Source organism: Neomicrococcus lactis (assembly GCF_014200305.1).
GTDB classification, from domain to species: Bacteria; Actinomycetota; Actinomycetes; order Actinomycetales; family Micrococcaceae; genus Neomicrococcus; species Neomicrococcus lactis.
The window spans coordinates 1,635,872-1,648,233 of record NZ_JACHBL010000001.1 but is presented as its reverse complement, the minus strand read 5'-3'; the positions used below and the strand labels follow the sequence as shown (position 1 = coordinate 1,648,233).

At 58.1% G+C, this 12,362-nt stretch carries 10 protein-coding genes and 1 riboswitch; all 10 genes read left to right on the top strand.

Translation table 11 applies throughout. The annotated features are described in order from the left end of the window. Window positions 1–161 precede the first annotated feature (161 nt). Window positions 162–860, top strand: coding sequence for an iron-dependent transcriptional repressor DtxR (locus BKA12_RS07455; RefSeq protein ID WP_183642060.1), 699 nt, complete (start codon window positions 162–164; stop codon window positions 858–860). A gap of 294 nt (window positions 861–1,154) precedes the next feature. Further along, window positions 1,155–1,324, top strand: a riboswitch (cyclic di-AMP (ydaO/yuaA leader). A 4-nt stretch (window positions 1,325–1,328) separates the two neighbouring features. Beyond that, window positions 1,329–2,450, top strand: a complete 1,122-nt coding sequence (locus BKA12_RS07450) for a C40 family peptidase (RefSeq protein ID WP_246361627.1) — start codon at window positions 1,329–1,331, stop codon at window positions 2,448–2,450. Window positions 2,451–2,679: 229 nt separating this feature from the next. Beyond that, window positions 2,680–3,180: an HNH endonuclease gene (locus BKA12_RS07445; protein WP_183642057.1), complete on the top strand. Its 501-nt coding sequence runs from the start codon at window positions 2,680–2,682 to the stop codon at window positions 3,178–3,180. Next, a complete protein-coding gene (mobA, locus tag BKA12_RS07440) occupies window positions 3,164–3,862 on the top strand; it encodes a molybdenum cofactor guanylyltransferase (protein WP_183642054.1) in 699 nt (232 codons plus the stop codon). The genes BKA12_RS07445 and mobA overlap by 17 nt, the downstream gene beginning before the upstream one ends. Window positions 3,863–3,955: 93 nt before the next feature. Next, on the top strand, window positions 3,956–4,258 hold the full coding sequence (locus BKA12_RS07435) for a DUF6457 domain-containing protein (protein ID WP_183642051.1): 303 nt from the start codon (window positions 3,956–3,958) through the stop codon (window positions 4,256–4,258). After that, window positions 4,255–5,469, top strand: a complete 1,215-nt coding sequence (locus BKA12_RS07430; RefSeq protein ID WP_183642048.1) for a molybdopterin molybdotransferase MoeA — start codon at window positions 4,255–4,257, stop codon at window positions 5,467–5,469. The genes BKA12_RS07435 and BKA12_RS07430 overlap by 4 nt, the downstream gene beginning before the upstream one ends. Window positions 5,470–5,509: 40 nt before the next feature. After that, on the top strand, window positions 5,510–6,373 hold the full coding sequence (gene fdhD, locus BKA12_RS07425) for a formate dehydrogenase accessory sulfurtransferase FdhD (protein WP_183642045.1): 864 nt from the start codon (window positions 5,510–5,512) through the stop codon (window positions 6,371–6,373). 11 nt (window positions 6,374–6,384) lie between these two features. Then, window positions 6,385–8,736, top strand: a complete 2,352-nt coding sequence (locus BKA12_RS07420; RefSeq protein WP_183642042.1) for an FdhF/YdeP family oxidoreductase — start codon at window positions 6,385–6,387, stop codon at window positions 8,734–8,736. A gap of 144 nt (window positions 8,737–8,880) precedes the next feature. Continuing rightward, window positions 8,881–10,740 carry an ABC transporter transmembrane domain-containing protein gene (locus BKA12_RS07415; protein ID WP_183642038.1) on the top strand — a complete coding sequence of 620 codons (1,860 nt, stop codon included), beginning with the start codon at window positions 8,881–8,883 and terminating at the stop codon, window positions 10,738–10,740. Window positions 10,741–10,856: 116 nt separating this feature from the next. Next, the gene (locus tag BKA12_RS07410) at window positions 10,857–12,083 is read left to right on the top strand and encodes an ROK family transcriptional regulator (protein ID WP_183642035.1); all 1,227 of its coding nucleotides are present in this window, start codon (window positions 10,857–10,859) and stop codon (window positions 12,081–12,083) included. The last annotated feature ends 279 nt before the right edge of the window (window positions 12,084–12,362 follow it).

The window sequence follows — 12,362 nt, the reverse complement described above, 5'->3', positions numbered from 1 at the left end:
GCCACGGTGCGTCTCTCTATTTTCGTCCACCGGCCGGGTAGATGTCAGATCGGCGCCCAAAATGTGAACAAGCAAAAACACACTGGGCTAAGGTACAAAGGAGAGAGAAGCCGTATATTCGACGGGGAAATTACTCTCGTACAAACTTCTGGGGAGTTGCAGTGACTGACTTAATCGATACCACCGAGATGTATTTAAGAACCATCTTGGAGCTCGAAGAAGAGAGCATTACTCCTTTGCGCGCCCGAATTGCTGAGCGACTTGGCCACTCAGGCCCCACTGTTTCACAGACCGTTGCGCGCATGGAACGCGATGGCTTGGTACATGTTTCCGACGACCGCCAGTTGCAGCTGTCCGCCAGTGGACGCACGCTGGCCACCGAAGTCATGCGTAAGCACCGTCTCGCGGAGCGATTGCTTGCAGACGTGATTGGCCTCGAGTGGGAATACGTTCATGACGAAGCGTGCCGCTGGGAACACGTGATGAGCGAACGGGTGGAGCGCCGCCTGTTTGAACTACTGGGCAAGCCGGAAATGTCTCCCTATGGAAACCCGATCCCTGGACTGGAGAGTCTGGGTGGACGCGGTTGGGCAGATATCGCGGTGCCGGTCACGAATCTTGATACTGCTTTGGACTCCGGAATGACCGGACCTATTACGGTGCTCCGGCTCGCTGAAACTATTCAGGTTGATCCAGAACTTTTGGGCCAGCTCAATGAAGGTGGGATCAAGCCAGGCGCGACGATCACCTTGGAACGTTCCCCGGGATACATCGTGGTGCGAGTCGAAGGTGTCGAGGGAGCTTTGGAGCTGCCGGCGGAAGTCTCTCAGCACATCTTTGTTAAGGCTGAAGAAAAGTAGCTTTTCAGCCCGAAACCACGCATTTGGTGAGACACTTCACTCGTAACCGAATGTAACGGAGAGATAACGATCAAGGCTCGATTAACGCCTGTGGATTTCTTTAAACGTGTGCGTGACGGGAAAAATCGTTGAAAATCAGGGATTTTTAGCCATTCGTCTAATTCTTCGTGATCATTCCGTCTCCATTTCGTGATCAGAATGTGACATTGAAACTTTTATCAAGTAATCTTGAGAGCGTGTCCCGACGAAATGGAAGGGCACCCTTGAGCGGGAAGCCGAACATCGCCGCTGCTCGAGGTCCGTTCGCAAGAAAGCTATTGGCGATGGCGGGGGACCCATTTTGGGCCTCACACACTTTGGGCCCTTGGGGTTAAGTACACAAACTCTCTTAGCGATAGACGTGTGCCGAAAGCAGTCTGCTTTCGAACCCGACAGCTCACCTCGCAGGCGCTGGGAGAGGTAATCAAATTGTCGAAGCGTATCGCTTTAGGTGGTCACCGTTCAGGTGAAACCCGCTCGAACTCCATCGCGGGTATCTCGAAGGCCGTGGCTGCCAACGCAGGATCGTTTGGTCGATCTGCGGCTGTTGTAGCGGCTGCTTCGGGTATGGTCTTGACCCTGGGTGTTCCAGCTCAGGCTAACCCTGCAGCACGTGAAGCTGCTGCCGCACCAATGGATGCACTGAATATCGAGCGCGTTGCTCTTCAGTCCTCCGTAGTTGCAACTGTTGTTGCACCAACCGCTGACTCTAAGAAGGCCGAAACCGCTCAGGTTCGCGCAACTCTTAAGACTGCTCCTGCTCCAGCCAAGGCTAAGGCAGAGCCAAAGACCGTGACCGCATCGGTCAAGGCAGTAGAGAACGCAAACGAAGCCGCCACGACTGAAGCCCCAGCTGCTCAGAACACTGTTTCTGCTGCTCAGAACACTGTTTCCGCTGCTCAGAACACTGTTTCTGCTGCTCAGAACACTGTTTCCGCTGCTCAGAACACTGTTTCTGCTGCAGAGACTCGTGCCGCTGAAAAGCGCGAAGCTGCTCAGAAGCGTGCCGCTGAAAAGCGTGCCGCTGAAAAGCGTGCCGCTGAAAAGCGTGCAGCTGCTGCCAAGAAGCAGCGCGAAGCTGCTGAACGTCGTGCATCTGCATCGACCAACGCTTTCGCACCTGTCACTCGTTCTAACCGCACGGGTGCAGCAGCTTCCACCTCTATCAAGTCTGTTGCTCCAGCTTCGTCTTCGGTCAACACCGCTAGCTTGAGCGGCATTGCAGCAACGGCTTCCCGTTACTCCGGTGTTCCTTACGTCTGGGGCGGCGCTTCGCCGAGGGGTTGGGACTGCTCCGGCTTCGTTCAGTGGGTCTACAAGCAGCACGGCATCAACTTGGTCCGCGGAACCTCTGCGCTCCGCAGTTCGGGACAGTTCGTTCGCACGGGCAACCCGAAACCAGGCGACTTGGTGTTCCAGAACGGTGGCGGCCACGTTGGCATCTACCTCGGAAACGGCATGATGATCGGTGCGCAGAACCCAACCGTGGACACCATGATCCACTCGGTTTCTCGCAACCCGCTCTACGGCTACTACACCTACGTAGGCTAATAGCTGGTAGAAAAATGACTTTCGAAAGAACCCTCGGTTTTCCGGGGGTTCTTTTGTTGTTCCACGAAAGTTGGGCAACACGCGAGGTCCTCGACACGATGTGTGTTTGCGACACAAAAATACGGCCCGATTTGCCCCACGGGTTAGTCTAAGAACTGATCCCACGCTCGAAGTTGCGGCTTGAGTCACGGATTCTGGCCGCAACGCTCAGGACCCCAGAGGACCGCTCATGCGAACTCTTGTACTGAATGCTGGATATGAACCGCTCGCGGTAGTGACCTTCCGCCGAGCTCTTTTGCTTGTGCTCACTGGCAAAGCAAGCATCCTCGCGGAGGACAACGATGACCCTGTCGTCGGGCCGCGCGAAATTCTCTCGCGTCCTACGGTGATTCTCTTGAACCGCTATGTGCGCGTGCCCTACCGCGAAGCCGCTCACGTGACCCGCCGCGGCATTCTTCGCCGCGATTCTCACCGTTGCGCGTATTGCGGGCGAACTGCCACCACGGTGGATCACGTCCATCCGCGCTCGCTCGGTGGCCAGGACACCTGGGAGAACCTCGTGGCATGCTGCCTGACTTGCAACAACAAGAAGGGCAACAAGACTCTGCGCCAAATGGGTTGGAAGCTTCCCTTTACGCCCGTGCGTCCCGTAGGACCCCAGTGGTTCATCACCGAGTTGGAGAAGCCAGCGCCAAGCTGGAATGCTTTCTTGGATGTATACGCCGCCTGAGTCCACGCCAGCATCACCGCTGACGGTCGCCGCCATTGTGGTGGCCGGGGGAGCAGGGTCTCGACTTGGTGGCGTCAATAAGCCACTGCTCACCACTCCTGATGGCGTGACTCTCCTCAATCATGCGCTGCGAGATCTCCAAACCGTATTCGCGGACCAGCTCGCGGACATTGCAGTAGTGGGACCAACAAGCCTGAACCAAGAGGTCGCGTCGTGGCCCATCGTCCTCCGGGTCCAGGAAAACCCACCGCTCTCCGGCCCGGCCGCAGCGGTCGTCGCCGGGACGCAAGCCCTAGCGGCACGCAACGCAACGAAGCAAACGCCACCAGACGTCGTCGTACTCCTTGCTGCGGACTTCGTTGCTCCGCGAGCCGGCTTGGAATTTCTCAAGCAAGCGCTTACGGAGCATTCCACGGCGGAACTGCTGGTCCCGCGCGATGAAGACGGCCATCCGCAATGGCTCCTGAGTGCGGTGTCGTGGCCGTACCTCGCCGAGCGCGTTGCGGAGGGAGCCGAACAAAGCGCTGGTCAGAGCTTGCGTTGGCTGCTGGACGCCCCCTCAGCCACGTTTGTGAAGATGACCGCGCACGCCCAGAACGGCACTCGAGACGTGGATTCACCGGCGGATGCGCAGCGCTACGAGATTCGTTTGCCCTCGACTCAGAATTCCACCCACGATTAGCACGACGACATGCTCAGCAGGGCAGAGCCAAAAGTCCCTAGACTAGGGGATTGGTTCGCGTTCGAGCGTGCACCGAATCCGTGAGGAGGACACATGGAGAACTCTGCGCCAGAGTTGACGCAAGAACAGAAAGATCAGGTGCTCCGGGAATGGTCCCGAGAGTTGTTGGATCGGTTTGAACTTCAAGACGTCTCGATTGATATTGATGCCATGCTGGGGCTGGCAGGGGTCGCGGCGCATCAGGTAGTGCGTCCGGCAGCGCCGTTGACCACGTTCATCGTGGGCCTCGCAGCGGGAATCGCGGCCGGTTCCGGCCAGACCTCCGTGGACAATGCGGTGAACTCTGCCGTCAATCATGCGCGCGCGATCATCAAGAGCCGCAACGAATCTGCATGAGTCAAGACATTACTTGGGATGACGCGCGCTTTGCTGCCTACGCGCTGGGCGTGCGACTGCGCGATTCGATCGCCTCGGTTGAAAAGATTCCGTTAATGCATGCCCTCGGCCGGACGCTGGCGCAGGACGTCACCGCACTGCAGGGCATCCCGCATTATGCTTCCTCCGCCATGGATGGCTGGGCGGTGTCCGGAACCGGGCCGTGGCGCATCAAGCCGCGCTCGCCTGAAGACGAGCCGCACGCCGCGAGCGACACTCTGGGCGAGCACGAGGCGCGCCCCATTCTGACAGGCGGCGCGTTGCCGCTTGGCTGCACCGCTGTAGTGCGCAGTGAAGACGCCACAGAGTACGACGGCGAACTCTCGGCTCCGGAGCCTCGGTTGCGGGCGGATATTCGCCCGGCAGAGCGCGAAGCCCGCGCGGGGGATACCTTGCTTGCCGCGGGGACGGTCCTCACCCCGCCACGTCTTGCCATCGCCGCATCAAGCGGCCGCGACGATGTTGAGGTGCTCAGCGCGCCGCGCGTGGGATTCATCTTGAGTGGCCGGGAAGTGGTGACGTCAGGTCTGCCGCTACCTGGTTACGTGCGCGATAGCTTTGCAGATTTCTTGCCGCCCGTGCTCAGTGCGTGGGGCGCTTTTCAAGCGTCACCGTTCTGCCAGCGCATTGGTGACTCTTTAGAGGAGACTCTCTCGGCACTTTCTGCCACCGATGCTTCCGTGGTGGTTTCCACCGGGGGAACGGGGCATTCTGACCATGACTTCTTGCGGCTGGCTGTTGAACGTCTTGGCGCGGAATTCATTGTTGAGGCGATCGCGATGCGGCCGGGACACCCGACGTTCCTTGCCGTACTTCCAGATCAACGAGTCATGGTGGGGTTGCCAGGGAATCCGCTGGCCGCCTTCATGGCTGCTTTGACCGTGGTTCAACCGCTCCTTGCGGGAGCCTTGGGCCAGCCGCTCGATGAGCCTCGAGCCGTGAAGACAGTGGAGTCCTATGCGCCTTTGCCAGGACGTGTGCGGCTGGTGCCTTCGGGGCTATCGCTAGCGGATGATTCTGAGCTGGGTGCTCCGGAAGTCCGAGTAATATCCAAAGAACATACGGGCCCGGCGATGTTGCGCGGGCTGGGAGACGCCGACGGTGTCATGGTGGTGCCGCCTGAAGGCACACAGCCGGGCGACCCCGTCCGTCTGCTGGATCTGCCGTGGTGAGTCTACGTCGCGGCGGAGTCCGCTTATTGAGAGGTGCAACATGGGCAGATTAACGTCCCGTAAGAGGATCACACGCCTAGGTTTTGGTCCGGACGGACAAGTGATTTCGCGGTCCAAAGAAGAGACCATGGCCGTGGAAGAGCCCTTGGAAATTCGGTTGGGGCACAAGTCTTTTAGCGTCACCATGCGTACTCCCGGCGATGATTTCGATTTGGTGGCTGGCTTCTTGGTCTCTGAAGGCGTGATTCGCCAGGCCGACCAGCTGACGAGCATGCGGTTCTGCGCTGGCGAAGACGAGAACGGCCAACAAACGTTCAACGTGGTGGAAGCCGGACTCGGTGCTGGAGCTGTTCCTCCGGACCTCACCATGGAGCGCCACGTCTACACGAGTTCGAGCTGCGGTATTTGCGGCACCGCGTCCATCGAGGCCGTGGAAAAGTCCGGTGGCTATGACTTGAGCCAGGACTCCATGACCGTGGACCTCGCGACGTTGCTCAAGCTCCCGGATACGTTGAGGAAGTCTCAAGACTTGTTCACGAAGACCGGTGGTGTCCACGCAGCCGGACTGTTCACGGCGACGGGTGAGCTGTTGTGCTTGCGCGAAGATGTGGGGCGTCATAATGCGGTGGACAAAGTGGTGGGTTGGGCTCTTCGAGAAGGCAAGCTGCCGTTGTCCGGAACCATCCTTCAAGTCTCCGGACGAGCCTCTTTTGAACTGGTTCAGAAGGCGTGGATGGCAGGAATTCCTGTGTTGTCCGCCGTCAGCGCCCCTTCGTCACTTGCCGTGGATTTGGCGGAACGTGCGCAAATAACACTTGCGGGCTTCAGCAGAACGAGTACGGTGAATGTGTACACGGGTGCCCATCGCATTGTCGTGCCCACACCGATCGATGCGCTCACATAAAGAGGTAAGAAATGTCGCTGAGCAAGCCTGCTCCGATAGAGGATATTAACGAAGACCAGCTCAAAGTTGGATCTCCGAAAACCAGTGCCGCCGGTGTCAAAGCCGTCACCGTGGCGTTGGATCGTGGACTGAGCGCCGCGGGAGTGACCCGAACGGTGCGCTCTTTGTTGCGCATCAACCAGCACAATGGGTTTGACTGCCCGGGATGTGCATGGCCTGAATCCATTACGGAACGGCGATCGCCGGCGGAGTTCTGTGAAAATGGCGCCAAAGCTGTCGCCGAAGAGAACACCACTCGCGAAGTCACCCCGGAATGGTGGGCTCAGCATCCCATCGCCACATTAGAAGACAAGACGGAATACTGGCTGGGTAGTCAGGGTCGCATCACGCACCCCATGATCATTCGTGAGGGCGATACGCACTACACGCCGATCTCATGGGCCGAGGCGTTCTCCACTATCGGTGATCACATCAACAAGTCCACACCGGACCGTTGCGTGTTCTATACCTCGGGGCGTACGGCCAACGAGACTGCGTTTATGTACCAGCTCTTCGCGCGCTCCGTGGGAACCAACAACCTGCCTGACTGCTCCAACATGTGCCACGAGTCTTCGGGCTCGGCCATGCGCCCGACTGTGGGCATTGGCAAGGGCACCGTCTCGCTCGAAGACTTTGAGCACTCCGAACTCATCTTTGTAGTGGGACAGAACCCCGGAACCAACCACCCGCGCATGCTTTCAGCTCTGGCAGATGCTCGCAAGAACGGTGCCAAGGTCGTCGCTGTGAACCCGCTTCCTGAAGCCGGCTTGTTGGGCTTCAAGGACCCGCAGACCATCGGTGGCGTGGTGGGTGAAGGATCTACCATCGCCGATCACTTCTTGCAGATCAAAGTTGGCGGTGACTTGGCGCTCTTCCAAGCTTTCGGTTACTTGTTGTTGCAGGAAGAAGCACGCAATCCTGGTTCCATCGTTGACCAGGAATTCATTGACGCTCAGACCGTGGGCTTCGATGGGTACCGCGAAGCTCGGGCCACCATCGATTGGAATGCGACGGAAGAAGCGACCGGACTTTCTCGCTTAGAAATCTCCACGGTTGCGAACTTGTTGGCCAAGTCCAAAGCCACCATCATCTGCTGGGCGCTAGGACTAACACAGCAGCCTCACTCAGTGCCAACCCTGCGGGAGATCATCAATTTGTTGCTCATGCAGGGCAACTTCGGTAAGCCCGGCGCTGGCGCTTGCCCAGTGCGAGGTCACTCCAATGTGCAGGGCGACCGCACCATGGGTATTTGGGAAAAGCCCACCGAAGCGATGCTTGAGGCGTTCGATAAGGAATTCAACATCACCTCGCCGCGCGAGTTCGGTGTGGATTCCACCGAGGCACTCGAGCGCTTTGAGAATGACGAAGTGGATGTCTTTGTTTCCATGGGCGGCAATTTCGCGTTGGCTAATTCCGACACCGAGGCGCTCGAAGCCGGCATGCGTCGCGCGGGATTGACGGTCCACATCTCCACGAAGCCCAACCGCTCGCACGTGGTCCACGGCCGCACGTCTATCATTTTGCCGACGCTGGGCCGCACGGACCGCGATGACAAGCACCCTAACGGTCCACAGTTCTTGACTGTCGAAGACTCGATGTCTGTCATCAAATCCACCCAGGGACGCCTCAAGCCGGTCTCTGAACATTTGTTGGCAGAACCGGTGATTGTGGCTCGCATGGCCATCGCGACCCTCGGCGAGGACCACCCGGTGGACTGGAAGGCTATGGCCGAGGACTATGACGTGATCCGGGATCACATCGCCAACACCATCCCAGGGTTCGAAGACTTCAACCTACGCGTTCGTGGCAAGAACGGCTTCGTGCTGCCCAACCCGCCGCGCGATTCCCGCACGTTTGCCACGGACATCGGCAAGGCACGCTTCTCGGTGAGCCCGTTTGAGTACTTGGCGGCGCCTGAAGGTCACTTGATCCTGCAGACCATGCGCAGCCACGATCAGTACAACACCACGTTCTACGGCCTCGATGACCGTTACCGCGGTATCTCGAACGGCCGCCGAGTGATCCTGGTACACCCAGAAGATCTTGAAGCCATGGGCTTCAAGGATCGGGACCTGGTGGACGTCATTTCAACGTTCAAGGGCACCGAGCGCCGCGCGAACAAGTTCCGCTTGGTCGCGTACCCGACGGCTAAAGGTTGCGCCGCCGCGTACTACCCAGAGGCCAACGCTTTGGTGCACCGCGAACTTGTGGCACGCGAATCGAACACGCCAGGTTTCAAGGCCATGATGGTGCGCTTCGTTCCGCATGAGCAGAGTGCAGACAAGCGCTATGATGAAACGCGCTCTGGCGCGCACAGCGCCTAAAACAAGCAGAATTCCCCGGACAGCAAAACCACGCTACAGCCGGGGAACTTGCTGAAAGACTGAGCTCAATCAAAGTTGACGAGGGCGTCCGCACGTTATGTGGGCGCCCTCTTTGAGTGTTTCTAGAAAGGCTCGGTACTCATTGTGAGTATGGAAGGTGCCGCCCACGGTTCGCTCTGGCGATTATCCATGGCCACGGAGAAGTCTTCGTATAGACCAGGGACGCCCAAGCGTGTCCTCGAGTTCGCAGGCCGCTATAAAGGCAAGCTCACCGCCTTCGTGATCGTCTCCGTCATCGGTGCCGCGCTCGCAGTCGCTACGCCTGTGCTTGCTGGCCGCGTGATCGATGCAATTGTGGCAGGGGAGCCGAGCAGCGTCGTCGTCATCCTTGCCGTCATTATTGCCGTGATAGCGCTCGCTGATGCCGCGATTGGGCTCGTGAACCGCTGGCTTTCCGCGAATCTCGGCGAAGGCGTGATTTATGATCTGCGCACGCAAGTGTTTGATCACGTCCAGAAAATGCCGATTGCTTTCTTCAACCGCACGCGCACCGGCGCTCTGGTTTCGCGGCTGAACAATGACGTGATCGGCGCGCAATCCGCGTTCGCGGGCACGCTGTCAGGCGTCGTGAGCAATATTGTGGCGCTCGTTCTGACGCTGATCGTGATGGTCTCCACCTCATGGCAAGTCACGCTGTTGGCTGTCTTTCTCTTGCCAATTTTCTTGATTCCGGCCCGTCGCATGGGGCGTTCGCTGGCCCGACTTCGCCGTGAAGCCGCTGAATACAACGCGACGATGGGCGCCCAGATGACCGAGCGCTTCTCGGCGCCCGGCGCCACGCTCGTCAAGCTTTTTGGCCGCCCCGCTCACGAGTCCCATGAGTTCGCCACACGAGCCGCTGCCGTTCGCGATATCGGGATCAAGACCGCAATGCGACAGTTCGTCTTCGTTACCGCGCTGACCCTTGTTGCGGCGCTGGCACTGGCGCTGGTGTACGGCTTGGGCGGCGTCTATGCGCTGCGCGGTGAACTGGCCGCGGGCGACGTGGTGACGCTCGCGATGCTGCTGACGCGCCTCTACGCGCCGCTGACGGGCCTTGCGAACGCTCGCGTGGAAATCATGAGCGCGCTCGTGAGCTTCGACCGCGTCTTCGAAATTCTGGATCTCAAGCCGATGATCGTGGAAAAACCAACGGCCACCGCGTTGCCGGACGGCCCGCTGTCCCTCTCGGTCAAAAACGCGCGCTTCGCTTACCCCAGCGCGGACCAGGTCTCGCTCGCTTCCCTCGAGGACGTTGCGGTTCTCGATTCCCGCGCCTCCGCTACCGTGCTGAAGGGCGTATCTTTTACGGTTCCAGCCGGAAGTACGACGGCGCTGGTTGGGTCTAGCGGTGCCGGAAAGTCCACCATTGCCCAGTTGGTATCGAGGTTGTATGACGTCGACGAGGGCGGAATTGAATTAGGCGGCATGAATATTCGGGACGCGACTTTCGCCTCGTTGCGCTCTTCGATCGGCATGGTCACGCAAGACGGCCATATGTTCCACGACACAATTCGTAATAACCTCCTCCTCGCTGCGCCATCGGCTACTGAAGAAGAGGTATGGGATGCCTTACGACGAGCGCGCCTTGAACCCCTCGTCCGTGCCATGCCGGACGGGCTCGAAACCGTGGTGGGTGAGCGGGGATATCGCCTCTCTGGTGGCGAAAGACAGCGCATGACCATCGCCCGACTCTTGTTGCAAGCGCCTCGACTCGTGATCCTTGACGAGGCCACTGCGGCTCTCGATTCAACCAACGAAGCGGCGGTGCAAGCCGCACTTGCCGAGGCATTGGAAGGTCGAACCGCTGTAATAATTGCCCACCGACTCTCGACTATTCGAAATGCAGATGAAATTCTTGTGATCGAAGACGGAGAAATAGTCGAGCAGGGAAATCACTTTGAGTTGCTCTCCCACAAGGGACGGTACTCGGAGCTTTATGAAACGCAATTCTCTCAGTCGTGATGAGCGATTTGTTAATATTTTCGCTCTAGACTGGAGACAGTGTGACACCGCAAGTTTTGGGGGCTGTGTTCAGTCACGCGCTGCGCGTCAGATGACGTACTCAATAGGAGGACTTAATGCAACGCGGTAGTAATCTTGAACGTCTCGGAGACTACAACCAAGCCGTAATTTTGGAAGGTATTCGACTCGCCCCCGAGGGAATTAGCCGAGTCGAATTGGCGGAGGAAACCAAGCTTTCTCCGCAGACTGTTTCAAATGTTGTTCGTCGATTGCTTGACGATGGAATGGTTCGAGAGGACCGCACCATCATCAACGGTCCGGGCAAACCACGAACAGTTTTGCAGCTCGAAAACAACCGGCTGCTGGGTGTCGGTATTCATCTTGATCCCGGCGTCATGACGCTCGTCGTCGTAAATCTTGCAGGTGAAAAAGTTGCCGAGCTTTCCCGTCCGCTCCCTAGCGGCTCGCAGAATGAGATCATTCGCGAGATCACGGATGCCGTCAACGTTTTGATTCGGTCTAATCGCCACAAACGCGCTAACTACGTGGGTGTCGGTATTGCTGCGCCAGGCCCGATTGATGTCGCCAACGGCCGTCTGATTAACCCGCCGCTGCTGGACGAGTGGAAAAACATTGAACTCGTCACCCCGCTGTCAAAGTCCCTGCGCATGCCGGTCACGTTGTCTAAGGATACGGTGGCTATGACCATTGCGGAGCAGTGGATCGGCGGTGGCCAGGGCCATAACAACTTTGTCTTCGCATACGTCGGTTCCGGCGTGGGCGTCGGCATGGTGATTGACGGCCAGGTTGTTCACGGAGTCAGCGGCAACGCCGGAGAATTCGGCCACTTTGTAGTGGGCGAGACCGGCATTGAATGCAAGGTCTGTGGCCGCGAGGACTGCGTAGCAAGCACTTTGAACCCGAAGTATTTGCTACAGCAGGCTCACGAAGCTGGTGTGGACTTTGGTATGACGGAAGCCGAAATCGAGGCTGACCCGAGCGCAGCCTTAGGTCTGATGGCTACGAAGGCTCGTGATGGCGACAAGGGTGCCTCTCAAGTGGTTTTGATGGTAGCTCAGCGACTTGGTGCCGCCATTGGAACCCTGGTATCAATTCTGGACCTAGATACAGTTTTCGTGGGCGGCCATACGTGGAATGACGTATCTGAACTAGCGCTCGACTTGGTGTCGGATGTCATTAACCGCAACCACTTGGGGGCCGGATCGCACAGCGTGACGGTACGTAACACGGCACTCGGCACCTCGGTAGGAGCTATGGGTGGGGCGTGCGTGATTTTGGATTCACACATTTCTCCGCGCGCGAGCTCGTTGCTTTTGCGCTAAATAGTGCAGAGTGCTGCCTCAAGGCCTACCGTGCTAGAAATCGCCTAGCAGGGTAGGCCATTTTTCATGTGTACTCACTCGATTTAATCCGAGGATTTCAATTATCGATTGGGGGTAAGTAGTTCTACCCATGTTTTGGCGGGGAAGAAATGTCTCATTTTGGCAACAATGGTTGACTTCGGTCTCTCAATTGTCTTTAGATATAGGTGTTGACATTGCGGTTTCAGCTTGTCCATCTGGATGAGAAGGATGCTTTGGGCCCACTCCCCAAGATGGAGG